The organism is Pseudomonas sp. RL_5y_Pfl2_69 (assembly GCF_963970465.1).
Taxonomy (GTDB): domain Bacteria; phylum Pseudomonadota; class Gammaproteobacteria; order Pseudomonadales; family Pseudomonadaceae; genus Aquipseudomonas.
In genome coordinates, this window is sequence record NZ_CAXAOU010000001.1 from 477,108 (window position 1) to 502,083 (window position 24,976).

Here is a 24,976-nt window from a genome sequence, read left to right on the forward strand (position 1 = left end):
ACTACTCCTAACGCTTGTGGCCAGTGTCCAGCTTGTGCTCCAGATGCATGGAGTAGCGGGACATACCAAAACAGAAAATCCAGAACACCAACGCTGCAAACACATAGCCTTCAGTGGCCATGCCCAGCCATTTCGGATCGGCGGCGGCTTGCTTGACGCTGTTGAGCAGATCGAACAGACCGATGATGATCACCAGGCTGGTGTCCTTGAACAGGGCAATAAAGGTGTTGACGATGCCGGGGATCACCAGCTTGAGGGCTTGCGGCAAAATCACCAGGCCCATGCTGCGCCAGTAGCCCAGGCCCATCGCCGCAGCCGCTTCGTATTGCCCTTTGGGAATGGCTTGCAGGCCTCCGCGCACCACTTCAGCCACATACGCCGACTGAAACAGGATCACGCCGATCAAGGCACGCAACAGCTTGTCGAAGTTCATGCCCTCAGGCAGAAACAACGGCAACATCACCGAGGACATGAACAGCACGGTAATCAGAGGAACGCCGCGCCAGAACTCGATGAAGGTCACGCACACCACACGAATGGCGGGCATGTCCGAGCGTCGGCCCAACGCCAGCAAAATCCCCAATGGCAAGGCACCGGCAATGCCTACGGTGGCAATAACCAGCGTCAGCATCAGGCCGCCCCACTGGCTCGTGGCCACGTTGCTCAGGCCCCAGTAGCCGCCATGCAACAAGGTGAATGCCAGAATCGGGTAGACCACCAAAAAGCCCAGTCCCCAGATGGCCTTGTGCTTGAAGCGCGAGATAAACAACGGCGCGGCGCCCACCACGGCAAGCCACACGGTCAGGTCTACACGCCAGCGCAGTCCGGTCGGGTAGTAGCCATACATGAACTGGCCAAAACGCTGCTGGATAAACACCCAGCAGGCGCCTTCCTTGGTGCAGTCCGCCTGAGTGCTGCCGACCCAGTTGGCGTCAAAGATCGTCCAGCTCAGCAGCGGCGGCACGATCAGCCAGATCAGGTAAAAGGCAAACAGGGTGAGCAAGGTGTTGAGCCAATTGGAAAACAGATTGGCCCGCGCCCAGGCAACGATACCGATGCGGTTGCCCGGCGGCGGCATGTCGGGTTTAAAAACATGAGTTGTCATAGTCCCGTCCTCATCGCTCGATCAGCGCAATACGCGTGTTGTACCAATTCATCAGCAGCGAAATGCTGATACTGATGGCCAGGTACACGCTCATGGTGATGGCAATGACTTCAATCGCTTGCCCGGTCTGGTTAAGCACCGTGCCTGCAAACAGTGAAACCATTTCCGGATAACCGATGCCCGCCGCCAGCGACGAGTTTTTCACCAGGTTCAGGTATTGGCTGGTCAGTGGCGGAATAATCACCCGCAGTGCTTGCGGGATAATCACCTTGCGCAGGGTTGGCCCCGGACGCAGGCCCAGCGAGCGGGCAGCCTCGGTCTGGCCATGGCTGACCGACTTGATCCCCGAACGTACGATTTCAGCAATGAAAGCTGCGGTGTAGACCGTCAATGCAATGGTCAGCGCCAGCAGCTCCGGAATCAGCACCCAACCGCCAACAAAGTTGAAACCCTTGAGCTCTGGCATTTCCCAGTGCACCGGAGTGCCGAACAACATGATGCTCAAGCCCGGAATCACCAGCATCAGAGCCAGCCCGACCCAGAACTTGTGAAACGGTACGCCGGTCTCTTCGAAGCGCTTGTTGGCCCGGCGAACCATCAGCACCACGGCTGCAATCGCCAGCACCACACTGCCCACAAAGGGCCAGAAGGCCTCGGTACCAACAGCTGCAGGCATGTTCAGGCCGCGGCTGCTCATATAAAAGGTGTCGGCAAAGTTGTGGCTGTTGCGTGGCCCCGGCATGGTCAGAAAGACCGCGAAGTACCAGAAGAGGATTTGCAGCAGAGGCGGGATATTGCGGAAGATCTCGACATACACCGTGGCCAGCTTGCTGATCATCCAGTTCGACGACAAGCGCGCGACACCGATGATAAAGCCCAGAACCGTCGCCAGGACGATACCGATGACCGACACCAGCAATGTGTTAAGCAAACCGATCAGAAAAACCCGGGCATAACTGTCGGACTCGGTGTAATCGATCAAATGCTGCGCAATGCCAAAACCGGCACTGCGTTCCAGAAAGTCAAAACCCGAAGTAATGCCGCGATGCTGCAAGTTGGTCTGGGTGTTGTTGAACAGATACCAGCCCATGAACACCACCAGCGCAACGGTGATGAGCTGAAATAACCACGCACGCACACGTGGATCGCCGAGGCTGAGCCTTGGCTTGGGTGCGCCGACTTTAATTTGCATGAAGTGCCCCTAAAAATGGATCAGACAACATCACCCGGCAGTTGGCCTGCCGGGTGAAAGGGCTATCAGCGCACGGGTGGTGCGTATTGAATGCCGCCGTTATTCCACAGAGCGTTCAGCCCGCGGTCGATGGCCAAAGGGGTATTTTTGCCGAGGTTTTTCTCGAAGACTTCGCCGTAGTTACCGACCTGGCTGACAATCTGTACTACCCAGTCTTTTGGCAGTTTCAGGTCTTTGCCATATTCGCCGTCAGCACCCAGCAAACGGGCCACATCAGGGTTTTTGGTCGACTTGGCTTCAGCCAGGACGTTTTTGGAGGTGATGCCCGCCTCTTCAGCATTGAGCATGGCGAACAGAGTCCACTTCACAATGCTGAACCAGTCTTCGTCGCCCTTACGCACGACAGGGCCCAGCGGCTCCTTGGAGATGGTTTCAGGCAATACGACGTAGTCGCTCGGGTTCGCCAGTTTGCTGCGCTGTGCGTACAACTGCGACTTGTCGGAGGTCAACACGTCGCAACGGCCGCTTTCCAGCGACTTGGCGCTTTCATCGGAGGTATCGAAAGTGATTGGGGTGTATTTGAGGTTGTTACCGCGGAAGTAATCCGACACGTTCAACTCGGTGGTGGTACCGGCCTGGATACAGATGGTTGCACCGTCCAGCTCCTTGGCACTTTTAACCCCCAGCTTGTTGTTGACCAAAAAACCGATGCCGTCGTAATAAGTCACGCCCGCGAAGACCATGCCCATGCCCGCATCACGGGAGCTGGTCCAGGTGGTGTTGCGCGACAGCACGTCCACTTCGCCCGATTGCAGCGCGGTGAAACGCTCCTTGGCGTTCAACTGGCTGAACTTGACCTTGGTTGCATCGCCAAATACAGCGGCGGCCACTGCTCGGCAAATGTCTGCATCAATACCCTGAATCTTGCCAGTGGCATCCGGCACCGAGAAACCCGGCAATCCGTCACTGACGCCACATTGCACAAACCCTTTCTTTTTAACGCTGTCCAGGGTTGCGCCTGCGTGGGCAAAACCACTGGCACTGAGTAACACGATGGCTGCGGTGGCCAGAGCCAGGGTGGATTTCAACTGCTTCATTCAAACCTCCAGTGATGCTTTTGTTGTGTTTGAACAAGACCCGCCGCCCCCTTGTGAGGCACTGTTGACCCGTGTTGGCTTTTTATTGGGTCAAGCGGCATAAGTCTTGAGCGATGGGTGCATCGCACGAACCGTCAAACTGAAGCGCTCACTTGAGCTGTTGAATTCCTTGTCTAACTTCAACCTCGGGATTTTTGCTGTCCCCCCACCGGCAGTAGCCTGTTAGTGTTACCGCCGAAGGTGAGCGCATTCACGTCCCTGTCCACAAAGCAAAGCGCGTACCACTCCTGCTGCTTAAGTAAGTTCAGTAGGTAATGCAGGAAAAAACGTTCAAGCAAGCGACATTTTCTGTAACTTTTAACCGATCAAGCACATTTGTAGCGCACCCGGTTTGCGCACATGCACAACGATGGAGCAGTCATGACCCAACCTCTTGTCATCCAACCCCAAAAGACCGCAGACGCCTGTGTTATCTGGCTCCACGGTCTGGGTGCCGACCGCTATGACTTCATGCCGGTGGCCGAAATACTGCAACAGTCGTTGCTGACCACACGCTTCGTATTGCCACAGGCACCGACCCGCGCGGTGACCATTAATGGCGGTTATGCCATGCCGAGCTGGTACGACATCAAGGCCATGAGCCCTGCCCGTTCCATCAGCGAAGAAGAGCTAGAAGAGTCGGCCGACATGGTCATTCAATTGATCGAAGCCCAGCGCCAGAGCGGTATCGACTCCAACCGGATTTTTCTGGCCGGTTTCTCCCAAGGCGGCGCCGTGGTCTTCCACACCGCCTACCTGAAATGGCAGGGACCATTGGGTGGCGTACTTGCCCTCTCCACTTATGCCCCGACCTTCAGCGAAACCCTGCCATTGTCAGCCAGCCAGCAACGCATCCCGGCGCTCTGCTTACATGGGCAGTACGACGAAGTAGTCCAAAACGCTATGGGCCGTACGGCTTATGAACGCTTAAAAGCCGCAGGTGTGGCGGTTACATGGCAGGAATACCCAATGGGCCATGAAGTGTTACCCGAAGAAATTCGCGACATCGGTACCTGGCTGGCGAAACGCCTGGGCTAAAACCGAAACATCCTGTCGTTCACTACGCCGAGCACCCGACTTGCATTACACTGCCCGGCGTACACTCCTTAACCAACTGATGAGATGACCGTGCTCAAAGCACTCAAAAAAATATTCGGTAAAAGCGAGGCTGAGCCGCTCGCGCCAGCATCCATCGCACCTGTGAGCAACCCCAGCCCGCGAATCGACGCGCAACAGTCTGGCCGTGCTGCTCCTGCTCCTGTTCCAGCCGCTGCGCCGGTGAGCACTCCTGACGCACAACCTGCTGCTGAACAACCACGCGTCGAAAAACCAAAAGCTGCAAAACCACGGCGTGAAGCAGCGCCCAAGCCACCGGTCATTCCCTGGAAACTCGAAGATTTTGCGGTCGAGCCACAAGAAGGCAAAGTCCGGTTCCACGATTTCAAGCTCACCCCCGAGCTGATGCACGCCATTCAAGACCTGGGCTTTCCGTACTGCACGCCGATCCAGGCTGAAGTGCTGGGCTATACCCTGAGCGGTCGCGACGCCATTGGCCGCGCCCAGACCGGTACGGGTAAAACCGCTGCATTCCTGATCTCGATCATCAGCCAGCTGACCCAGACCCCGCCGCCCAAAGAACGTTACATGGGCGAGCCGCGCGCACTGATCATCGCGCCGACCCGCGAGCTGGTGGTGCAAATCGCCAAGGACGCCGCCGACCTGACCAAGTACACCGACCTCAACGTCATGACGTTCGTGGGCGGTATGGACTTCGACAAGCAGCTCAAGCAGCTTGAAGCGCGTCATTGCGACATCCTGGTCGCCACGCCGGGCCGCCTGCTGGACTTCAACCAGCGCGGCGAAGTGCATCTGGACATGGTCGAGGTGATGGTGCTCGACGAAGCCGACCGCATGCTGGACATGGGCTTCATCCCGCAAGTACGTCAAATCATTCGTCAAACGCCGCCGAAAGCCGAGCGCCAGACGCTGCTGTTCTCTGCGACCTTTACCGAGGACGTGATGAACCTGGCCAAGCAATGGACCACAGACCCTGCCATCGTCGAAATCGAGGCGGTCAATGTCGCCAGCGACATGGTTGAGCAGCACGTGTATGCCGTTGCCGGTGCCGACAAGTACAAACTGTTGTTCAATCTGGTGAACGACAATGGTTGGGAGCGGGTCATCGTCTTCGCCAACCGCAAGGACGAAGTACGCCGCATTGAAGAACGCCTGGTGCGTGATGGCATCAACGCCGCCCAGCTGTCGGGTGACGTGCCGCAGCACAAACGTATCAAGACCCTCGAGGGCTTTCGCGAAGGCAAGATTCGCGTACTGGTGGCCACCGACGTAGCAGGACGCGGGATTCACATTGACGGCATCAGCCATGTGATCAACTTCACCCTGCCCGAAATGCCCGACGACTACGTACACCGCATTGGTCGTACTGGCCGTGCAGGCGCCAGCGGCGTTTCCATCAGCTTTGCCGGTGAGGACGACTCGTATCAACTGCCGTCGATCGAAGCCTTGCTGGGCCGCAAAATCAGCTGCGAAACACCGCCGACCGAACTGCTGCGCCCTGTTGTACGGGCCGTGCGCAAGCCCCACGATCCGGAGGCAACGGCTTGATGCCATCGCATGCAAGCCCACGCCCACAGTGGGCCCTGGCGTAGCCTGATGATGTGAACAGCATCAAACCTGTGGTAGCGGGCTTGCTCGCGATAGGATCAACGCGGTTTAAACGATAAACCGCGCCGCTTGCATCGCGAGCAAGCCCGCTCCCACACAGTATCCTCCCCTACTTCCAGCGATCCGCCGCCGCTTCATCGCTGGCCCGCCCTTCAACCCAGCGCGGGCCGTCATTGGTCTGTTCTTTTTTCCAGAACGGGGCACGGGTCTTCAGGTAGTCCATCACAAATGCACAGGCATCAAATGCCGCTTGGCGATGGGCACTCGCCACACCTACAAACACAATGGGCTCACCCGGCTCCAGCGCTCCCACCCGGTGCAGCACTTCAAGCCTGAGCAAGGGCCAACGCTGCCCGGCCTCATTCATGATGTTGGTCAGCGCCTTTTCGGTCATGCCCGGATAGTGCTCCAGAAACATCCCCGCCACGTCACGCCCGTCATTGAAGTCGCGCACATAACCGACAAAACTCACCACCGCCCCCACGCCCATGTTGGCCGCGTGCAACGCGTTGACTTCGGCGCCCGGATCAAAGGCTGCCGCTTGCACCCGAATCGCCATGTTCAGCCTCCGGTCACAGGCGGAAAGAACGCCACTTCATCGCCATCTGCCAACCCTTCATCCAGCTTGCACAACTCCTCGTTGCGCGCACACATCAGGTTGGACTCCGCCAAGACCTGCCAGGCACCCCCGCGTTGCGTCAGGTGCGCGCGCAACGCGTCGATGGAGGTGAATTCACCTTCCACTGATTCGCCATCCAGCCCCAGGGCTTCACGATAGCGAGCAAAAAACACCACGTTGAGCTTCATGACAGGTCAGCCTGAAAGTGCCCGCTCTTGCCGCCGAGCTTTTCCAGCACACCCACGTTTTCGATGGTCATGCCGCGATCCACGGCCTTGCACATGTCATAGATCGTCAGTGCCGCGACGCTGGCGGCAGTCAGGGCTTCCATTTCGACACCGGTCTGCCCGGACAATTTGCAACGCGCCACGATCAACACGGCATCGCTGCCACGGGCGCTGAGTTCAACCTTGACGCTGGTGAGCATCAGGGGATGGCACAGTGGGATCAAATCCGAGGTTTTCTTCGCCGCCTGTATCCCGGCAATGCGCGCCACCGCGAACACATCACCCTTGGGGTGACCGCCACTGACGATCATTTCCAGGGTTTCAGGGCGCATGCGCACCACCGCTTGTGCCACGGCCTCACGGGAAGTCACTGCTTTATCGGTGACATCGACCATGTTGGCGCGGCCTTGGGAATCTAAGTGTGTCAGCACAGGGGGTACTCCAGACAGGAGACTCGATTGTAAACCCGAGTTTCAGTGGAAGGCCATCGACCCCGCGAATACCGCGCATCAGAACATCGAATTGGCCGCCCACGACCATTCGCCGTACAACGGTTGAAACTCTGGAGAAGCCCTTATGCCACTTTTTATAGCCATTACCCTGAGCCTGCTGGCCGGTGCTGCGGTGCCCCTGCAGGCAGGCAGCAACGCACGACTGGGCCTGATGCTGGGGCATCCCTTTTGGGCCACCGTGATCTCATTGCTGGTGAGTGGTATCGCGATTGCGCTGGTGATGCTGATCGTCAAAGTGCCACGGCCCAACCTCGAGGCCTTGATCACCGGTCCCTGGTGGATCTGGCTGGGCGGGCTGGCCGGGGTGTTTTACATCACGGTGGCTCTGATCACCGTACCGCGACTGGGTGCGCTGAATTTCATCATGGCAGTGGTAGTGGGCCAGCTGATCATTTCACTGCTCATCGATTATTTCGGACTGCTGGGCTTGCCTAAAAACACACCTGGCCTGCAAAAACTGCTCGGGGTCAGCGTGGTGCTGGCAGGGTTTTTCATTGCATCACGGGGCTGAGGGCGGGCTCACCTGCCTGATCAGATCTCGCAGCCAGCGATGGGCCGGGTCTTCATTGAAACGTTGATGCCAGACCTGCACATAGTTGAACGGCGCCACTGTCATGGGCGGCGCCAGCGCTATCAGGGTGTCGCCATATGACAGGTTGTCCAGCGTACGGGTGGCCACCGTGAGAATCAGGTCAGTGTCGGCAATCATCCCTGGCGCCGCGCCCCAATGAGGGACGTTGACCGCAACCCGTCGATGCAGGCCCTGGGCGCGCAATACGTTGTCGACCTCGCCCTGGGTGTTGCCATCCGTCGACACCAACAGGTGCGGGCGGGCCAGATAACTCTCCAGGTCGAGCACGGCATTGTCCGCAAGCGAGCGACGATCGAGCAGGCACGTGAAGGTTTCTTCAAATAGCACATCACTGGAAACATCCGCCGGCAACGCCGCAAAAACCCCCAGGGCCAGGTCAATCTTGCCTTGTTCGATCTGCTCCAGCATGCCCAGGCGGCTGTCCTGGACCACCACAAGCGAGGTATCAGGGGCCTTGGCCCGCAATTGCACCAGCAATTTGGGCAACACAATAGCGGCGCCGTAATCGGACATCGCCACGCGAAAGGTGCGCTGTGAGTCGGCCGGCACAAAATCGATGGACTGGCCGAGCAGCGCTTCGATCTGCCCAAGGATCGCCTTGAGCGGTGCCTGAAGATTTTGCGCCAACGCGCTCAGCACCACGTCGTTGCCCTGACGAATCAACAACGGGTCATCGAGCAACACCCTGAGTTTGCTCAGCGAGTGACTGATGGCTGGCTGACTCAGGTGCAAACGGACACCGGTGCGGGTCACGTGTTTTTCCGTGAGCAGCGCATCGAGCACCACCAGCAGATTCAAATCAATATTGCGCAGTAACACCCCGACGCTCCTGTCTTGGTCAACTCCAGGGCAGCGCGGCATTACCAGATTCAACAAGACCCACGGGCCCGGCGCGCCACCTCCGCCAGCTTACCTTACAAAGCCGGGTTACCAGACATGTAGCCAAAACAACGGTGGGAGCGGGCTTGCTCGCGATGAAGACGGCGCGGTGCAATCTGAAACACCGCGCCACTTTCATCGCGAGCAAGCCCGCTCCCACCTTCAAACGGTTACAAATGAGATTCGGCGTATTCGGCCAGAATCGAACGTGGCACCCCTTGCAGCGCGATGTGCACGCCGTTGGGGAAGTCTTTGAAACGCTCCGTCAGGTAGGTCAGCCCCGAACTGGTGGCTGACAGGTACGGTGTATCGATCTGTGCCAGGTTGCCCAGGCACACCACTTTGGAACCGGCGCCCGCACGGGTGATGATGGTTTTCATCTGGTGCGGTGTCAGGTTTTGGCACTCATCGATCAAAATCAGGCTTTGCTGGAAGCTGCGACCGCGAATGTAGTTCAGGGATTTGAACTGCAACGGCACTTTACTCAGGATGTAGTCGACACTGCCGTGGGTGTTTTCGTCATCCATGTGCAGAGCTTCGAGGTTGTCGGTAATGGCCCCCAGCCAAGGTTCCATTTTCTCGGCTTCGGTGCCTGGCAAAAAGCCGATTTCCTGATCCAGGCCCTGCACGCTGCGGGTACAGATAATCCGGCGGTAGCGCTTGCTGACCATGGTTTGTTCAATCGCCGCCGCCAGCGCCAGGATGGTCTTGCCCGAACCCGCCGCACCCGACAGGTTGACCAGATGGATATCCGGGTCAAGCAAGGCAAACAGCGCCAGCCCCTGGTAAATATCCCGCGGTTTCAAACCCCAGGCTTCCTGATGCAGCAACGGCTCCTGATGCATGTCCAGAATCAGCAACTGGTCCTTGCGCACCTCTTTGATCCAGCCGACAAAGCCCTGCTCATCGATGATGAATTCATTGATATGCACCGCCGGCAGGTTTTCGTTCATCTGCACCTGATGCCAGGTACGGCCATGCCCCTGACGGGTTTCGACTTTGTTGACCCGGTCCCAGAAAGAGCCGGTCATGGTGTGATAACCGCGCGACAACATCGACACGTCGTCAACCAGTTGGTCGGTGCTGTAATCCTCGGACTCGATCCCGCAAGCCCGGGCCTTGAGGCGCATGTTGATGTCTTTGGTGACCAACACCACGCGCAACTTCGGCTCACGGGCGTGCAGGTCAATCAACTGGTTGATGATGATGTTGTCGTTGAGGTTTTCGGGCAACAGCGCGTTGGGTTCCCGGCGCTTGCTCATCATGATCGACAGAAAGCCCTTGGGTGCGCCTTTGCCTCGCTGGATCGGCACCCCCTTTTCGACATCTTCAGGGCTGGCAACCCCCAGCAACTGGTCAATCAAACGGATGGCCTGACGGCACTCGGCTGCCACCAGTAACTTGCCGGTCTTGAGCTTGTCGAGTTCTTCGAGCACCGTCATCGGGATCGCGACGTGGTGTTCCTCGAAGTTAAGCAGTGCGTTTGGATCGTGAATCAGAACATTGGTATCGAGTACATAAAGGATTGGCTGGTTGGAAGAAGGAGTGCGTCCGTGATCATCCATACTCGGTCACCTTTGTGGGAGCCAGTCGACGCAATACCACAACATTGCTGCGCCTCGAAGTGACTGCCGTATGCCCTGCCCGATGGGTCTTGGAAGACGCCACCTGTGTTGCAGGTTTCGGCCGTCTGTCTTCGTAATACTCCTAAATGTGTGACAAAAAAAAGTTTTTTTAGCGATAACCCACTTTATTTTTTTGAGTGACGAATCGCCTTGGCGAATGCCCAAAGCAGGGCTAAAGTCATATATTAACTGCATGTTTCTACAGCACTTCGCAGTCCTCCCAACCCAGCCCGCTCTGCGCCGTCGCCTTGAGTAACCAGGGCAACGCGGTACGAATTTTGTCCTGGGTGTCGTGAAACTTGATCACGCCATGACGCCACAGCAGCATCAGGCTCAACACCCGCTGTGCCGACTCCTCGCCACTCAGGTTGGCCGCCATGTCCTGGGCATCAATATCCCACAGCGACACCTGCAAGCCCTGCCCTTGGAAAAACGCCCCGCTATCTGCCCGCCGCTGCCCGTAGGGCGGGCGAAACTGTGCCAGATAGTTGTGCGGCACAACCTGCTTGACCAGGGCAACGCTGCGTAAAATCGAGTCCTGCCACTCTTGCCAATGACTGTGGGAGCGATACTCCCAGCCCTGCACACCCACGCACTGCCCCTTGTACAGTGCTTGCAGTGCCCGCTCACCGCTTTTGTCCAGGCGTACTTGCAGGCTGTTGCCCAACACAAAAAACCTCGCACTCAGGGACTGCTTGCGCAAGTAATCGGTCAACCAGTCGGTGGTGCCCGGCAATTGGGAGGGACCACTGTCGAAGGTCAGTACAAACAGCCGATCATGCATCCCGACGCCGTTAGTTTCCTGCTCGCCGAACAGCTCGATTTCACTGCTGATTTGCGGGAATAGCGCGGCCTTGCGCAGTTGCTCATCCAGATAACGCCGGTGAAACTCACGGCTTGGCTCAGCCCAGGCCGCATAAAACGAGTCATCGGCCACTGCAAACTTGCCCGCCTGCTCACGCAAGCTGTCCATGCCGTCAACGTAATAGCAAAACGAGGCATCCTGATCACAGCTTTGCTGGGCAACGTTGTAGTTGGCCAACAGCCGCTGCCACATCCGCTTACGCACATGATTGATGGCATCCTGGTTGATGTTTTTCAGACCCAGGCGCTGTTTGAGTGCGTTTTCATCCAGCGCCTCGCTGGCCAGCAAGGCATGGGCGAAGGCAAGAATTTCGGCCCTTGAGGCCACATCGAACAAGGCCGGGCTGATCAACTGCTCGGGCCAGGCGCTGCGATCCAGCGTCGCCGGTTCATTGGGTGCTGCAACGGCCCCCAGGCACACCAGCCAGGCCGAGAAAAAAAGAGCAATGCGCACGGGTCAATCTCCCTGTGAAAACTGGCAGCACTATAGCGGCTACAGGATTTTGTATTTGCCCTCTATCAACGTCATAGGTGGAGTCAAACCGCCCAACCCCCTAGAATCCCCCGACGCTAAAAGGAGACGAACTCATGCTGATGGTGATTTCACCCGCTAAAACCCTCGATTACGAAACGCCGCCCGCCACAGCACGTTTCACCCAGCCGCAGTATCTGGACCATTCCCAGGAACTGATCGAACAATTGCGCGAACTGAGCCCGCAACAGATTGGCGAGCTGATGCACTTGTCCGACAAACTTTCGGGCCTCAATGCGGCGCGCTTCGGCAGCTGGACTCCCGCCTTCACCCCCGAAAATGCCAAGCAGGCACTGCTGGCCTTCAAGGGCGATGTGTACACCGGCCTCAATGCCGTCGACTTCAGCGAAGCGGATTTTGACTACGCGCAAACCCATCTGCGCATGCTCTCCGGGCTGTATGGCCTGCTGCGCCCGCTGGACCTGATGATGCCGTATCGCCTGGAGATGGGCACCAAACTGGCCAATGCCCGGGGCAAGGATTTGTACGCGTTCTGGGGCACGCAAATCAGCGAATGGCTCAACGAGGCCCTGGCCGAACAGGGCGATGACGTCGTGCTCAACCTGGCGTCCAACGAGTATTTCTCGGCGGTCAAAAAGTCGGCTTTGAACGCACGCATCATCAATACCGAGTTCAAGGATCTGAAAAACGGCCAGCACAAGATCATCAGCTTTTATGCGAAAAAAGCCCGCGGCATGATGAGCCGGTTTGTGATCAAGGAGCGCATCAACAACCCGGATCACCTCAAGCAGTTCGATGAGCAGGGTTATCGCTTTAGCGCTGAACAGTCCAAGCCTGATCTGTTGGTGTTTTTGCGCGACCACGCTCCACAATGACGGACGCGGTGCAGCCAGCCAATGCTGACTGCACCCGCCTCACTGACGTCACTGCAAACCGTAGTGAACATTCATGTAACTTGAGTAATGTTTCATGCGGTCATTCACATAACTGGCAGGCAAGTTATTGAATACTTTTTCCTTGCCCGACTTCATGAACAACATGCCCCGATGTTTATCTTCAATTGAAAACAACTGTTCAAAGAGCGGCGACTTGCCTGTTCGGCTCCGGGCTTTGGCGTTGTCATCATATTCCTTGATTAGTTTTCTACGCTTATCGCTGACACCTCCCGTGATCGCTAACACCGGGAACGACATTTCGCTGTTGCCCTTCAATGTTGCATCATCCAATCGAAACGCAGGATCCGCGTCCCTGCCTGCTGTTTCTGCCGTATTGCCTATGCTGAATTCCCCGACATCGGCGGTATGCACCATGGGAAAGTTTGGCCACGGATCAACAATCACCAGCTTTTCATCGCTCATCTGGCGACGGTCACCGATCACCACAAAAGCATGATCAACGCCCTGAGCATTAACGCGAAATACCGGTTGCTCGGTTTTGGTGCTGGCCAGCAGGCTAAAGGCAATTTCCGAGTGTTCACCGCAATTACCGGTCCGGCATTGAATATAAGCGCTCGTACCCTGTTTAAACTGACGCTGCTGGAGAAAGTCTGCCGGATCCCTGCGTGATCGCCACAAATCAACAAATTGATTGGGCGAACCTTCAATCAACAGGGTTTTAGTGATCAGGTTAGTCACATGCCCCTGTTTGAAAGAGTTGTACATTTCAGAACTCAACTCTCGTGTCTTGCTGCTGGGTTTTACTTCGCCCCGACCGGCATCATGTACCTTCCAGGCAGGCTTGACCTGCGGCCCCTCAAGGTCGATCGCTTTCTTTTGCTCTTTGGTCAAGTTACTGACGTCAATGCGTACCGCACCATCGCCGTCCATGAAGGTTATCGGGTTGCCTCCAACAAACGCATAGACATTAGGCCCATCCAGATAACCCTTGGGATCAGGGTTGACCCATCGCTGTAGCCAGGGCATGTAATAGCGAAGCCCGTAATAATAAAGCCCCGTTGCATCCCGCTCCTTGCCCGAGTAACACATCGTGCGATAGCTGCTTTCGCTCGAATCTCCTCTCTCACTGAACGCCGTGGTGCCAAACGGATGATAGGTTTCGCGACTGACTACCTTGGCCTGGCTGTCCAGTTCAAGGGTGCAAGAGCCCAGAAGATCGCCAAGAGAGTAGCGATATTGTCGATTGGCTAGCCCTTTGGGGGGTGAGTCTTTCCAGTGCAACACCTGCACACTGTTGCGACCCGCCTGCGCACTGATCACGTACAAGGTTTCGCCGGTGGCGTTATTGATGCGAACTTCCAGCCCCGGCAGGTAGCGAGTCTCGCTGATGACGGTACGGACATTGGTTTGTACCGAGCGGATCTTGCGCTGACGCAAGCCGTCAACATCGTAAATATAATGCTCGCGGTCATCGAGGCCCGACTCGCGCTCAACCGGTCTGACTTCGCTTAGCTGGTTGCGCAGGTTCCATCCCAGAGCCCGCGCATTATCCAGAGATCGCAGATTGCCGCACGGATCAAAACCTGCCTCAATCTCGGCTTGCGTGGGTGCCTGTCCATTGTGTTCGGCCAGGCACCGATTGCTGTATTTGCCAGCCGTCAGCACGCGCCCATGCCTTTGCGGCCCCTTGTGAACCAGCTCCAGTAAATTGCCTGCCCCGTCGTAACCGTAGGCTTGATGGTATGAGGCCACTGCCTGAGGATCCGCAATCTGGTCTGGCCCACGGTTGTCACTTCCGGCCTCCCACCCCGTGGCCTCGGCCAGTTGGTAAAGGCTGTCGTAGGTGTAGTGGTTGATCGGCTCGATGCGCTGGTTGGCGAAATGACGAACCGCCAAGGCCTTGTCCTCGATACTCAGGATATTGCCGACCGGGTCATGGACGTAGTTCAAATCCTGCAAGGCTTGCTGCTGTGGCAGGCTGGCGTACAGACGTAAAAGCCGGCCTGTTTGAGGCGCGTAATCCAACAGGCTGACAACACCATTGCCAGCGGTTTGACCCGTGATCTCACCTTGGGCGTTGTAATGAATATCGCGCACCAGCACTTTCGGCTCGGCCTCCTTGAGGCGCAACCGGGTCTGGCGCAGCTGACCGTCCACGTTGTGATCAAACTGCTGCTGGTTGCCCTGGGCGTCGATTTGCATCACAAGCTCACCCAAGGCGTTGAAGACCATCTGCGTGGTGGCGCCCTCCCCGGACTCAAGCAGCTCATCGCGATCGCTCAGTGGCTCTGGCCAGTGCGGCGGCTCCAGCGCCCGCAAAAAAAACTGTTGTTGTGCAAGCAACGCCCCTTTGATTGAGAAGTGACTGAAATGACAGGTGCCTGCCGGGCTATCGAGGCGGATTACCTGGCCATACTGGTTACGCCCGGCAACAGCCCCATCCGCCGCGCCGTACACGTAACGCGCAATGCAGGATTCAGAGCTGTTCAACGCCTGTTCAAAAACAGCCGTGGGACGCAGTAATTCGTCGTACTCGACCTTTTGCTGACTCCAGCGCCCATCCCAACTGTGCAGCACCTGCCCGAGCTCACCGGTCAGATTGACCCGCACACCGGCATCTACGCTGCGCGAGGTCAACAGCACTCCCGACAGGGAATACATATTCTCAAGGTTGCTCGGGGTAGATGGATCCTCTGCCCGCAACGCCCATAACCGCGGATCCCATTGCGCTGCAGCCCTGCCCACTGCATCGAACTTGATTCGACTGACACGCGCCTCGGCAACCGTGCTGCTGGCAGCACTGCAATAAGCGACCGAGCGCACCGTCCGGCCTTGCGGGTCCGAAACAGCCAGGGTGGGCGTATAACGATCCTGATTCAACATCATCACTACTCGCAGGCGGGAAGTCACCGATAGTTAATCCTCGGGGCTGCCGCGCTTCGACTGTCAACTATGACAGTTACGACTAACGGCATTGCCCCGGCTCAGGTAAGGTTGTGAGTTATATCGCCCGTAAACCCGGGCCTGGGCCTAAACTGGGTAGTGAACCTGGGCGAATCCGCTACGCGCCCACAGTCGTATAACGAGACCTTGCAATGCTTATCGGCGTGTTACTGATCATCACTTGGCTTGTCCTGCTGCTGCGCTATCCGGCCAAGGCATTGCCGGTTTCGTTGGCGGCAGTGTTCGGGCTTGCGGTAGTCGCAGCCTCGGTAGCGTGGCTGGACAGCCGCGAAAATGCGCAACTGGCACGCCTGGAGCTGCGTATCGTCTATGACCCCGCGCAATGCCCGGCAGACCGGCCATTGCAGCTGACCCTGAAAAACAGCAATGACGTACCACTGGTCGAACTCGGCTGGCGCATTGCTGCCTATGCTCCTGGCGATACCGTCAACCTTGCCGACAACCTCTATACCGCCCCTCGCTACCGCGGCCCCGGAGAACTGCAGGCGGGCGCAAGCTGGCAGGACTGCTTGCCGATGCCGCCCCTGCGTGCCGGTTATCGTCCACAAACCCTCGAATTCCGGGCCGAACGCCTGCAGGGCAGTTTTTCCAACTAAGGATTTTTCCATGCTGCGTGTTTTGATCACCGGTTGCTCCAGTGGTATTGGTCGCGCCCTGGCCGACGCCTTCAAGGCGGCGGGTCATGAGGTGTGGGCCAGCGCCCGCAAGCCTGAAGACGTGGCCCGACTGGCAGCGGCGGGATTTAACGCGGTCCTGCTGGACGTGAACGATCCTCAGGCGCTGGCACAGCTGGCCGAACGCCTGACACGAGACGGTGGCGGGCTGGACGTACTGATCAATAACGCAGGTTTCGGCGCCATGGGTCCGTTGCTCGATGGCGGCGTCGAGGGCTTGCAACAGCAGTTTGAAACCAATGTATTTTCAGTGGTCGGTGTCACCCGTGCTCTGTTTGCGGCGCTACGCCACAGCAAGGGCCTGGTGGTCAATATCGGCAGTGTTTCCGGTGTACTGGTCACCCCGTTTGCGGGGGCCTATTGCGCCTCAAAAGCCGCCGTTCATGCATTGAGCGATGCCCTGCGCATGGAGCTGGCACCTTTTGCCATTCGCGTACTGGAAGTGCAGCCTGGCGCTATCGACACCCACTTTGCCAAAAATGCCAGTGCCCAGGCCGAACAGTTAATCGACCAGCAGTCCGCCTGGTGGCCCGTGCGTGAAGGTATTCGCGCCCGGGCAAAAGCCTCGCAAGACAACCCCACCCCGGTAACAGACTTCGCTCAAGCGGTGCTCAAGGCCGTACAAAAACCTTCCCCGCCGATGGTGCTGCGTTACGGCAATGGCAGCCGTGCCATGCCGTTGCTGGCAGCACTGGTGCCCCGCAGGCTGCTGCACAAAATCCTGATGAAACGCTTTGGGCTGAACGCATCGTTGTGATGCCCAGGCACTTGTGGGAGCGGGCTTGCTCGCGATGGCATCTCCTCGGTTTTCCTGAAAGACCGCAGCGTTTGTATCGCGAGCAAGCCCGCTCCCACAGTGTTTGCGAAACCACGTTCACGCATGGGCCTTCATGAAATCGATAAATACCCGCACTTTCAGCGGTAGATGACGGGTATCAGGGTAAAGCGCATAAACCCCCTGGCGGGTCAGTTGCCAGCCGGGCAGCAGCCGCACCAGTCGCCCGGCCCGCAAGTCCTCCTCGACCAGCCAGTCGGGCAAGATCGCCACACCCTGCCCCGTCAAGGCAAAAGCCTGCAGTACCGATGAGTTTTGCGCCTTGATCCGCGCCCGCGAAGGGTTGGGCTGGTAAGGCCTGACCAGGCCACTGCTCAACTCGGTAATGTTCAATTCCCCCACCCGGCCATGCTCCAGCCACGGCGTTTGCTCCAGGGCCTGCACGCTGTTGATGGGCGCCACGCTGGCGACAAAGGACGGGGACGCCACGGGCACAATCTCGAACGTACTCAACTGCACGGCACGATGACTGGAATCAAGAACCCGGCCCAGTCTCAAGGCCACATCGAAACGCTCCGAGATCAGATCCGCGTGGGTCGACGATGTCGACAAATGCACATTGAGATCGGGGTGCACGGTGCGAAACAGCTCAAGCGCCGGCACGACCTTGGCCAGCGCATACTCCACCGTGGTAGTGATACGCAGGGTGCCCTTGAGTTGGGTGTGTTCGCTGCGGGCTTCGTCAATCGCCAGCCTGGCCGCCTGCAGCATGCTCAGGCAATGCACATAAAAACGCTCACCGGCCTCGGTGAGGGCCAGCCTTCGGGTGTTGCGCGTCAGCAAGGTCACACCCAGTTCGGCCTCGAGCCGCTTGATATTGAAACTGACCACAGCACGGGTTTGTCCCAGCAGATCTGCGGCCGCCGTCAGCGAACCAGCCTCGACAACGGCTTTGAAGGTGTCGAATCGATCGAGGCTAACCATGCAACATTCCACCTATTGTCAAAATAATTTTGACAATCTAGCAGCGAGCGGACGGTTCCTCCACACGCAAAAGCTGCTTACTGTGCGGCCTCCAGTCAAGGAGCCGACCATGGCCTACCGCAACAAAATCGCAGGGGTGTATCTACTGGGCTTTGCGCTGGACCTGGTCAACATGTTCGCCGCCTCGATTGCCTACCCGGACATCAGCCAGGAGCTGCAGGCTTCAGTCACTCAGCTGGCGTGGATCGGCAATGCCTACATGCTCGGGCTGATCCTGATCATCGTGCCCAGTGTCTGGCTGACACAGCGGGTGGGGGAAAAACGCCTGATCGTACTTTCCCTGCTGCTGTTCAGTGTGGCGTCGTGGTGCGTGGCCCGGGCGGCTTCGATCGAGGCACTGATTGGCTGGCGCCTGCTTCAGGGACTCGGTGGCGGACTGCTGATACCGGTCGGTCAGGCCATGGCCTATCGGCACTTTCCGATCCGTGACCGGGCGCGCCTGACTTCGGTGATCTTGCTGGTAGCCCTGCTGGTGCCCGCACTCTCGCCAGCCCTGGGGGGCTGGATGGTCGAAGCGATGTCCTGGCGCTGGGTGTTTTACGCCAATCTGCCGCTGGCCCTGCTCACCCTGCTGCTGGCCGGTTATTGGCTCAAATCCGAACCACGCCTGCAAAACCCGCCTCCTCTGGATTATCAGCGTGTACGGGCGGGTGCCATCGGCATGGGCCGCTTGCTCAAAGGCCCGTTGCTGCAAGTGGCGATGCTTGCCTACCTGTTTATTCCCGGCATTTTTATCGGCACGCAACTGGTGAGTATTTTGTATTTGCACCAACTGGGTTTCAGCGCCACGCAAACCGGTGCGCTGATGCTGCCCTGGGCGCTGGCGTCGGCGCTGGGCATTACACTGAGCCGTTACCAGTTCAACCGCCTTGGCCCCAAACCCTTGTTGCTGTTGGGCATGGGCGCACAAGCCGTCGGCATTGCCCTGTTGATCCAGATCGATGCTTCCAGCACCTGGCTGCCAATGGCGCTGTACGCGCTGATGGGATTTGGCGGCAGCCTGAGCAGCAGTACCGCGCAGAACACGGCATTTATCGACATCTCGCCCGAGCACATGGGTCATGCCAGCGCACTCTTCAATATCAACCGCCAGTTGAGTTTTCTGCTTGGCCCGGCGCTGATGATGGCGCTGTTTGGTGCATTGACCGCGATCACCTCGACGCACCACGCCTTTGCCCTATGCTTTGCCATCGGGTGCGCATTGACGCTGGTGCCGCTTATTCCCGTTCTACGCCTCGATACACCCCGCGTGCTTGCCTTGCTCGCACCCTGACCTGGAGATCCTGATGACTGATTATGCGAGCTACTTCGACCTTGTAACCGAAACCCACGTCGAGATTGAAGGCTGGTTTTCCGGGCTGGAGCCCGGCGTGTTGCCAGTTCTACTGGGACGTTTTTCGCCGCAGTTTTCGATGATTGCACCCAGCGGCACAGTGCTGGATATCGATGGCGTTGAAGCACTGTTTGAACAACTGCGCGGTGCGCGCCCGGGCCTGAACATCACCCTCAACGAGTTCAAGGGTATTGCCCTGCACGCGGGCGGTGCAGTGGTCAGTTACCGCGAGCTGCAGGAAGAGCATAACGGCAACCGCACCGACCGCCGCGCCACCGTGGTATTCGAGAAAGACGCCAGCGGCAAGGTACTGTGGCGGCATTTGCACGAGACGTTTTGCGCGGCTTGAACCCCGGTCTCGATCGTGTGGGAGCGGGCTTGCTCGCGATGCAGTCACTGCGCAGTTTCAGTTAAACCGCGTCGTGGCCATCGCGGGCAAGCCCGCTCCCACATTACTCGGCCTTGCCCTGATCCACGATCACCGTACACGTCGTACCCGCTGCCAGCAGGAAACCCTCCGGGATTTCATCGATGTGGATGCGCACCGGCACCCGCTGCGCCAGACGCACCCAGTTGAACGTAGGGTTTACGTCCGCCACCAGTTCACGGCTCTCGGGGTTGTCGCGGTCGTAGATGCCGCGGGAGATGCTCTCGACGTGGCCCTTCAACACTTCACCGCTCATCATTTGCAGATCGGCTTTGTCGCCCACGCGGATGTGCGGCAGCTTGGTTTCTTCAAAAAAGCCATACACCCAGAACGAATCCTGGTCGATCACGGCCATTTTCGGATCACCCACCCGTGCATAGTCACCGCGATGCACGTTGAGGTTAGTCACGTAGCCGTCGACGGTGGCCAACACTTTGGTGCGTTTGAGATCGAGCTGCGCAGCGTCCAGTTGAGCCAGGGCGTGCTGATAATCGGCCAGGGCCGAGTCGGCGATGTTGCTGGCGTCGTCACGGTTTTCGCGGGAGATCACCAGACTGTCCATGTCGGCCCGGCGATGGGCGTTGACCTTGCGCATTTCCCAGGTCGCCTTGCGGGATGCCACCAGGGACTGTGCCTGCCTGACCACGATCTGGTAATGCTCGGGGTCGATTTCCAGCAGCACATCGCCCTTTTTCACCCACTGGTTATCCTTGACCGGCACGCCGACCACATAGCCGTTGACGTCGGCCGCAACGTTGATGATATCGGCCCGCACCCGTCCATCACGGGTCCACGGAGTGTTCATGTAATGTTCCCACAGGGTTCGGCCGATCCATATCGCAAGGGCCAAAACCAGCAAGGTGGCGAGCAGGCTGAAGAACTTTTTCATCGGATCGGTCTCAACGGTAAACAGTGAGCGCCATGGCGCCAAAAAGACAGGCAAACAGGCTCAGGCGCAACAGCGCCGGGTGCCAGAAGAAGCGGTACAGGTCGTAGCCGGAAAACAGTCGGTCAAAGCCCCATGCCAACCCCGCCGCGATAAAAAACATCAGGGTCATGGTGGGCATGTAGACGCCGTGGAAGGCGATTTCACGAGGCATGTTCTAGTCCTTGCGGCTGGGCGTAGGCGGCCAGCGGCGATTGCGGGTCGAGCAGTGAAGTACGGATAAAGTGCAGGTAGCTTTGCACCCGGACCAGCGCCGAGGTGTCGAAGTTGCGGGCAAACGGTTCGTCGGTGGATTGCACCCGGCCAATGGCGTGGTCGACGGCAATCAGCGCACGCTCCAGGTTGCTCTCGCTGGGGGCGATAAACAGCCGGACCAGTGCCCGGCCCATCACCCGAATGGCCTGACGCCACGGCTGGGCCGGGGCGTAAGCCGGGTGAACCGGCAAAATCGCCTGCTCTTTACGCAGCTCGATAATCGCGTGGCCGACTTCCAGCACCACAAACATCCAGCGCAACAGTTCACGCTGTACCTGGGGTTTGCCGGCGGCCAGGCCATAGGCCTGGTGCATCAGGTCGCGGGTACGACTTTCCAGGCTGGAGCTCAGGCCACGCAACTTGCCGCTGATGGCGTACACCACTTGCTCGCGCAGGTCCTGTTCCAGACGGCTCCACAACCAACGGCTGTTGGGCGGCAAAATAATTGCCCCCGCAGCAGCGCAGACCAGCATGCCCAGCACCATTGCGATGTAGTCATTGATGAACTGGTACGGGTTGTAGATCGTCAGGTTGTCGGGGACCGAACCGATGCTGAAAAAAATCAGCAGGCCCAGGCCGACCCCGGCGTAATTGGCCCGCGAGGTCAGGAACGAACCAAAAACAATCACCGGCGTCAGCACCAGGCACAGCAGCGGGAAGCCGTCGATGTTGGGGAGTACGAAGAACATTTCGACAAAACCCACCAGCGCCCCGATAAAGGTGCCGCAAGCCATCTGAAACGCCATGCGCTTGGGGTTTGGCGTGGCGGCAGACAAGCCCACGGTGGCGGCAGCGACCAGGGTCATGGTGGCGCCGCTAGGCCAGGCGGTCATCACCCAATAGGTGCCGAGCACCACCAGAATGAACGCGGCCCTGATCCCCGAGGCAGCGGCAGACCACCAGTTGGTTTGCGAGATAAAGGGCTGGTCCCAGCACTCCCGTTCGTGGGTGTGATCGGCCAGCGAGGCGTGAGTCAGTGCATAGTTGTGCAAGTCGTCGACAAAGCGGAACAACAGTTCGTAAGCCGTGTTGAAGTCCAGAAGGTCCGATGAGCCGGGCTCACTTTCCAGGAACTTCACCCGCAGTGCACGGACGTGCCCCGGCAGGCTCGCCTTGAACACATCCAGTTGCTCGGCCAGCAAGGCCGCATCTTTATCGGTCATCGAGCGACCGGAGTAGGTGTCGAGCAATTGAGCGAGCATTTCCAGCTCGGGCTCAATGGCCGACACCACGTCCACCACGCCACGGCTGCGTAAACGTGCGAGCAACTGGTGCAGGGCATTGAAGCGCGTGGTGATGGCCATGAACTCGCTGTTCAGGCGGCTCAGGCGGCCACTGCGACGACGCATGTGCGGGTCTTCAAACACCGTTACGCTGCGCATGCCTTCCAGCCCTACGCTCTCAGCGATAAAGCGCACATTGCTGGCTTCATAGGCCTCCTGGGAGGACTGGCCGCGCAAGCCTTCGGCAACGAAACCGGCGAACACACCAAAGCGCTTATACAGCGCGTCATGCATGGCCGCGCCAGCGGTTTTAGGCAAAATGGCAGCGCTGACCACCGTGGCACACAGGATGCCCAGCGAGATCTCGAGCACCCGCCACACCGCAGCCATGAAGGCCCCTTCAGGGTGCGCCAGCGCAGGCAGGCCAACCATAGCCGCGGTGTAGCCGGCCAGTACAAAACCATAGGCGCGAAAGTTGCGGCAACGGGCTGCACCGGCCGAGCAGATACCGACCCAGATCGCCATCGCACCGAGAAACAACACGGTGTTTTGGGCAAACAAAGCGATCAGCGCGACCATCACTGCCGAGCCGGTAAGGGTGCCCAAAAACCGGTAAAAGCTTTTGGCGAACACCTGGCCACTTTGCGGCTGCATCACGATAAACACGGTGATCATCGCCGTGCGCGGTTGCGGCAGCTCAAGACGCATGGCCAGCCACAGGGTCAGGAAGGCCGCGACCAGCACTTTGAAAATATGCACCCAGGTCACGCCATCACTGCGTGCCCAGTCAAAAAAGCCACGGCGCCATTCCAGGGAATACAGCCAGCGTACCGGGGCGGGCAAGTGGTTCATCTACAGGCTCTCAAAATGGCCATCGGGGGGTTAGTGATTGAACAGCGCCATGACGGCCGGGGGTTTTTCGGGGACATAGCGATCATCCCTGGGGACATCAAAACCTGCCCCAAGGCCGCCACCCAGAGCAGTGACCAGCTCGGCATGGGCACTCAGGCGGGCCGCCTGGACCTGCTGCTCGATCTGCTGCTGCTTGAACAGCAGGGTTTGGGCATTCAGTACGTTGAGGTAGTCGGTCAGCCCACGCTGGAACGCGACCACGGCGATGTCATAGGTTTTCTGTGCGGCCTGCACCGACTCGGCGGCGAAGACCTGCTGTTTTTCCATCGATTCGCGCTTGATCAACTGATCTGAAATACCCTTGAGCGCTGTCACCAGCGTCTGGTTGTACTTGGCCACGGCCATGTCGTAACCACCGGACGCCACGCCCAGTTCCGAGCGCAGACGGCCGCCGTCAAAAATCGGCAGCGAAATCGCCGGACCGACGTTGTAGTTGAGTTTCTTGCCGGTCAAAAAGCCCAGCGCGCTCCCCCCGGTGGCCATGAAACCGATGCTGCCAACCAGGTCCACGTTGGGGTAGAAGCCGGCATGGGCGATATCGATGCCTCGGGCCTGCGCCGCCACTTCCCAGCGGCTGGCGACCACGTCCGGACGTTGCCCCAGCAATTGCGCAGGCAGGGCCGATGGCAGCTTGAGTGCCGTGTTCAAGGCAAGGGTCGGACGTTTCAGCCGTGCGCCCTCGCCCGGACCTTTGCCGGCCAGCGCCGCCAACTGGTTGCGGGTCAGGGCGATTTCTTCTTCCCGGGCGTCAATCTGGCGATGGATCTCGGGCAGCGGCGCTTGCGCCTGACTGACTTCAAAATGTGTACCGATGCCGCCGTCCAGACGCTTTTGCGCCAGATCGAGGATCTGCTCCTGCTGATGCAGGGTCGATTCGATGATGTCGAGCTGGGCGTAATGCAGAGACAGCTGGATATAGGCGCGAACCACATTGTTCTGCAGTTCGAGCTGGGCCTGACGGGCCTCTGCTGCACTCATGTGCGCCATGTCCAGGGCCTGCTCGGTGGCATTGCTTTCACGGCCCCACAGGTCCAGCGCAAAGCTGAAGCCCAGTGCGGCGTTGTTGTCCCAGGTCGTAGAGTTGTCCAGCGCGCCGGGGCCATAGAACTGGTCCGACGGCCAGTTGTGCCGCTTGAGGGTCGACTCACCGTTGATTTGCAATGACTCGGCCGACTCGGCAACCCCCGCCATCGCCCTGGCCTGGCGTACTCGGGCAGCAGCCATTGCCAGGGTTGGACTACCCTGAACAGCCAGACTGATCCACTCATCCAGTTGCGGGTCGCCGTAAGCGTGCCACCATTGGGCTTTGGGCCAGTTTGCGTCTTTCGCGGCGCTTTGAATCGCCTCGTCGGTGGCCAGGGCATTGGCTGGCAACATCGTGCCCTTGGGCGCAATACCACCAAAACCGATGCAGCCATTTAATGCTAACGATAAAGCCAGAACACTGAGGGCTTTAAGCTCTCTGCTGATGCGACGCTGCACTGCTGCAAATTCCTGAAAAGGAGGGGGGATACTTGAGATAGAGAAGTCTATGGCTTGGCAGGCACCACGATAAGCGGGCATAAATGTGAATCTTTATTACCGTTCTTGGGATAATC

23 protein-coding genes are annotated in these 24,976 nt (G+C 58.5%); 8 read left to right on the plus strand and 15 right to left on the minus strand.

Translation table 11 applies throughout. The features are described from left to right. Positions 1 to 7: 7 nt before the first annotated feature. The 3 genes from AACY07_RS02205 to AACY07_RS02215 all read right to left on the minus strand — a co-directional run bounded on the left by AACY07_RS02205 (position 8) and on the right by AACY07_RS02215 (position 3,394). Positions 8 to 1,105 carry an amino acid ABC transporter permease gene (locus tag AACY07_RS02205; RefSeq protein WP_339473292.1) on the minus strand — a complete coding sequence of 366 codons (1,098 nt, stop codon included), beginning with the start codon at positions 1,103 to 1,105 and terminating at the stop codon, positions 8 to 10. A gap of 10 nt (positions 1,106 to 1,115) precedes the next feature. After that, positions 1,116 to 2,297, minus strand: coding sequence for an amino acid ABC transporter permease (locus AACY07_RS02210; protein WP_339473293.1), 1,182 nt, complete (start codon positions 2,295 to 2,297; stop codon positions 1,116 to 1,118). A gap of 65 nt (positions 2,298 to 2,362) precedes the next feature. Next, complete coding sequence (locus tag AACY07_RS02215; RefSeq protein WP_338648712.1) at positions 2,363 to 3,394, minus strand: amino acid ABC transporter substrate-binding protein; 1,032 nt, start codon at positions 3,392 to 3,394, stop codon at positions 2,363 to 2,365. Between the two features lie 420 nt (positions 3,395 to 3,814). On the opposite strand from AACY07_RS02215, the gene AACY07_RS02220 reads away from it, so the two are divergent. Together AACY07_RS02220 and rhlB are read left to right on the plus strand one after the other, a co-directional pair. Then, positions 3,815 to 4,471 (plus strand): alpha/beta hydrolase, encoded by a 657-nt coding sequence (locus tag AACY07_RS02220; RefSeq protein WP_338648713.1) that lies wholly within the window; start codon positions 3,815 to 3,817, stop codon positions 4,469 to 4,471. Positions 4,472 to 4,555: 84 nt separating this feature from the next. Continuing rightward, entirely contained in the window at positions 4,556 to 6,058 is a 1,503-nt protein-coding gene (gene rhlB / locus AACY07_RS02225) for an ATP-dependent RNA helicase RhlB (protein WP_339473296.1), read from the plus strand. 169 nt (positions 6,059 to 6,227) lie between these two features. On the opposite strand, the gene moaE is transcribed toward rhlB, so the two are convergent. From moaE to moaC, 3 genes are read right to left on the minus strand one after another with little or no spacing between them, the layout of a single operon-like run. Beyond that, positions 6,228 to 6,677, minus strand: coding sequence for a molybdopterin synthase catalytic subunit MoaE (gene moaE, locus AACY07_RS02230; RefSeq protein WP_326427331.1), 450 nt, complete (start codon positions 6,675 to 6,677; stop codon positions 6,228 to 6,230). Between the two features lie 2 nt (positions 6,678 to 6,679). After that, on the minus strand, positions 6,680 to 6,925 hold the full coding sequence (locus AACY07_RS02235) for a MoaD/ThiS family protein (RefSeq protein ID WP_339473299.1): 246 nt from the start codon (positions 6,923 to 6,925) through the stop codon (positions 6,680 to 6,682). Then, entirely contained in the window at positions 6,922 to 7,395 is a 474-nt protein-coding gene (moaC, locus tag AACY07_RS02240) for a cyclic pyranopterin monophosphate synthase MoaC (RefSeq protein ID WP_133076300.1), read from the minus strand. Before moaC ends, AACY07_RS02235 begins: the two co-directional genes overlap by 4 nt. Positions 7,396 to 7,540: 145 nt before the next feature. On the opposite strand from moaC, the gene AACY07_RS02245 reads away from it, so the two are divergent. Continuing rightward, positions 7,541 to 7,987: a DMT family transporter gene (locus AACY07_RS02245; RefSeq protein WP_133076301.1), complete on the plus strand. Its 447-nt coding sequence runs from the start codon at positions 7,541 to 7,543 to the stop codon at positions 7,985 to 7,987. Here AACY07_RS02245 and AACY07_RS02250 read toward each other — a convergent pair. The 3 genes from AACY07_RS02250 to AACY07_RS02260 form a co-directional block, all read right to left on the minus strand. Further along, positions 7,976 to 8,887 carry a LysR family transcriptional regulator gene (locus AACY07_RS02250; protein WP_338648720.1) on the minus strand — a complete coding sequence of 304 codons (912 nt, stop codon included), beginning with the start codon at positions 8,885 to 8,887 and terminating at the stop codon, positions 7,976 to 7,978. The genes AACY07_RS02245 and AACY07_RS02250 overlap by 12 nt on opposite strands. Positions 8,888 to 9,117: 230 nt before the next feature. Beyond that, a complete protein-coding gene (locus tag AACY07_RS02255; RefSeq protein WP_133076304.1) occupies positions 9,118 to 10,512 on the minus strand; it encodes a PhoH family protein in 1,395 nt (464 codons plus the stop codon). Positions 10,513 to 10,771: 259 nt separating this feature from the next. Beyond that, positions 10,772 to 11,890 (minus strand): polysaccharide deacetylase family protein, encoded by a 1,119-nt coding sequence (locus AACY07_RS02260; protein WP_339473301.1) that lies wholly within the window; start codon positions 11,888 to 11,890, stop codon positions 10,772 to 10,774. A 134-nt stretch (positions 11,891 to 12,024) separates the two neighbouring features. Here AACY07_RS02260 and yaaA point away from each other — a divergent pair, with 134 nt between their 5' ends. Further along, positions 12,025 to 12,804 (plus strand): peroxide stress protein YaaA, encoded by a 780-nt coding sequence (gene yaaA, locus AACY07_RS02265; protein WP_338648722.1) that lies wholly within the window; start codon positions 12,025 to 12,027, stop codon positions 12,802 to 12,804. A gap of 48 nt (positions 12,805 to 12,852) precedes the next feature. Here yaaA and AACY07_RS02270 read toward each other — a convergent pair whose 3' ends face one another. Then, entirely contained in the window at positions 12,853 to 15,735 is a 2,883-nt protein-coding gene (locus tag AACY07_RS02270; RefSeq protein WP_339473302.1) for an RHS repeat domain-containing protein, read from the minus strand. Positions 15,736 to 15,920: 185 nt separating this feature from the next. On the opposite strand from AACY07_RS02270, the gene AACY07_RS02275 reads away from it, so the two are divergent. Together AACY07_RS02275 and AACY07_RS02280 are read left to right on the plus strand one after the other, a co-directional pair. Next, positions 15,921 to 16,385, plus strand: coding sequence for a multidrug transporter (locus tag AACY07_RS02275; protein WP_133076308.1), 465 nt, complete (start codon positions 15,921 to 15,923; stop codon positions 16,383 to 16,385). 10 nt (positions 16,386 to 16,395) lie between these two features. Continuing rightward, on the plus strand, positions 16,396 to 17,220 hold the full coding sequence (locus AACY07_RS02280) for an SDR family oxidoreductase (RefSeq protein ID WP_339473304.1): 825 nt from the start codon (positions 16,396 to 16,398) through the stop codon (positions 17,218 to 17,220). Between the two features lie 117 nt (positions 17,221 to 17,337). Here the strand turns inward: AACY07_RS02280 and AACY07_RS02285 are convergent, their stop codons facing one another. Further along, a complete protein-coding gene (locus tag AACY07_RS02285; protein ID WP_326397392.1) occupies positions 17,338 to 18,222 on the minus strand; it encodes a LysR family transcriptional regulator in 885 nt (294 codons plus the stop codon). A 109-nt stretch (positions 18,223 to 18,331) separates the two neighbouring features. On the opposite strand from AACY07_RS02285, the gene AACY07_RS02290 reads away from it, so the two are divergent. Together AACY07_RS02290 and AACY07_RS02295 are read left to right on the plus strand one after the other, a co-directional pair. Continuing rightward, positions 18,332 to 19,555, plus strand: a complete 1,224-nt coding sequence (locus tag AACY07_RS02290; RefSeq protein ID WP_339473305.1) for an MFS transporter — start codon at positions 18,332 to 18,334, stop codon at positions 19,553 to 19,555. A 13-nt stretch (positions 19,556 to 19,568) separates the two neighbouring features. Beyond that, the gene (locus tag AACY07_RS02295; protein WP_339473306.1) at positions 19,569 to 19,964 is read left to right on the plus strand and encodes a DUF4440 domain-containing protein; all 396 of its coding nucleotides are present in this window, start codon (positions 19,569 to 19,571) and stop codon (positions 19,962 to 19,964) included. A gap of 103 nt (positions 19,965 to 20,067) precedes the next feature. On the opposite strand, the gene AACY07_RS02300 is transcribed toward AACY07_RS02295, so the two are convergent. The 4 genes from AACY07_RS02300 to AACY07_RS02315 are packed head-to-tail and all read right to left on the minus strand — an operon-like array spanning position 20,068 to position 24,860. Further along, complete coding sequence (locus tag AACY07_RS02300) at positions 20,068 to 20,931, minus strand: efflux RND transporter periplasmic adaptor subunit (protein ID WP_133076313.1); 864 nt, start codon at positions 20,929 to 20,931, stop codon at positions 20,068 to 20,070. A 10-nt stretch (positions 20,932 to 20,941) separates the two neighbouring features. Beyond that, positions 20,942 to 21,142: a DUF1656 domain-containing protein gene (locus tag AACY07_RS02305; protein ID WP_016781859.1), complete on the minus strand. Its 201-nt coding sequence runs from the start codon at positions 21,140 to 21,142 to the stop codon at positions 20,942 to 20,944. Then, positions 21,132 to 23,318, minus strand: coding sequence for an FUSC family protein (locus AACY07_RS02310; RefSeq protein WP_339473308.1), 2,187 nt, complete (start codon positions 23,316 to 23,318; stop codon positions 21,132 to 21,134). The genes AACY07_RS02305 and AACY07_RS02310 overlap by 11 nt, the downstream gene beginning before the upstream one ends. Positions 23,319 to 23,348: 30 nt before the next feature. Then, positions 23,349 to 24,860: an efflux transporter outer membrane subunit gene (locus tag AACY07_RS02315; protein ID WP_339473310.1), complete on the minus strand. Its 1,512-nt coding sequence runs from the start codon at positions 24,858 to 24,860 to the stop codon at positions 23,349 to 23,351. Positions 24,861 to 24,976: the final 116 nt, after the last annotated feature.

Excerpts from the sequence above, each read along its gene's own strand:
- AACY07_RS02205 (WP_339473292.1), bottom strand. The coding sequence starts at position 1,105 with ATGACAACTCATGTTTTTAAACCCGACATGCCGCCGCCGGGCAACCGC.
- AACY07_RS02210 (WP_339473293.1), bottom strand. The coding sequence starts at position 2,297 with ATGCAAATTAAAGTCGGCGCACCCAAGCCAAGGCTCAGCCTCGGCGAT.
- AACY07_RS02215 (WP_338648712.1), bottom strand. The coding sequence starts at position 3,394 with ATGAAGCAGTTGAAATCCACCCTGGCTCTGGCCACCGCAGCCATCGTG.
- AACY07_RS02220 (WP_338648713.1), top strand. The coding sequence starts at position 3,815 with ATGACCCAACCTCTTGTCATCCAACCCCAAAAGACCGCAGACGCCTGT.
- rhlB (WP_339473296.1), top strand. The coding sequence starts at position 4,556 with ATGACCGTGCTCAAAGCACTCAAAAAAATATTCGGTAAAAGCGAGGCT.
- moaE (WP_326427331.1), bottom strand. The coding sequence starts at position 6,677 with ATGGCGATTCGGGTGCAAGCGGCAGCCTTTGATCCGGGCGCCGAAGTC.
- AACY07_RS02235 (WP_339473299.1), bottom strand. The coding sequence starts at position 6,925 with ATGAAGCTCAACGTGGTGTTTTTTGCTCGCTATCGTGAAGCCCTGGGG.
- AACY07_RS02245 (WP_133076301.1), top strand. The coding sequence starts at position 7,541 with ATGCCACTTTTTATAGCCATTACCCTGAGCCTGCTGGCCGGTGCTGCG.
- AACY07_RS02255 (WP_133076304.1), bottom strand. The coding sequence starts at position 10,512 with ATGGATGATCACGGACGCACTCCTTCTTCCAACCAGCCAATCCTTTAT.
- yaaA (WP_338648722.1), top strand. The coding sequence starts at position 12,025 with ATGCTGATGGTGATTTCACCCGCTAAAACCCTCGATTACGAAACGCCG.
- AACY07_RS02275 (WP_133076308.1), top strand. The coding sequence starts at position 15,921 with ATGCTTATCGGCGTGTTACTGATCATCACTTGGCTTGTCCTGCTGCTG.
- AACY07_RS02280 (WP_339473304.1), top strand. The coding sequence starts at position 16,396 with ATGCTGCGTGTTTTGATCACCGGTTGCTCCAGTGGTATTGGTCGCGCC.
- AACY07_RS02285 (WP_326397392.1), bottom strand. The coding sequence starts at position 18,222 with ATGGTTAGCCTCGATCGATTCGACACCTTCAAAGCCGTTGTCGAGGCT.
- AACY07_RS02290 (WP_339473305.1), top strand. The coding sequence starts at position 18,332 with ATGGCCTACCGCAACAAAATCGCAGGGGTGTATCTACTGGGCTTTGCG.
- AACY07_RS02295 (WP_339473306.1), top strand. The coding sequence starts at position 19,569 with ATGACTGATTATGCGAGCTACTTCGACCTTGTAACCGAAACCCACGTC.
- AACY07_RS02300 (WP_133076313.1), bottom strand. The coding sequence starts at position 20,931 with ATGAAAAAGTTCTTCAGCCTGCTCGCCACCTTGCTGGTTTTGGCCCTT.
- AACY07_RS02305 (WP_016781859.1), bottom strand. The coding sequence starts at position 21,142 with ATGCCTCGTGAAATCGCCTTCCACGGCGTCTACATGCCCACCATGACC.
- AACY07_RS02310 (WP_339473308.1), bottom strand. The coding sequence starts at position 23,318 with ATGAACCACTTGCCCGCCCCGGTACGCTGGCTGTATTCCCTGGAATGG.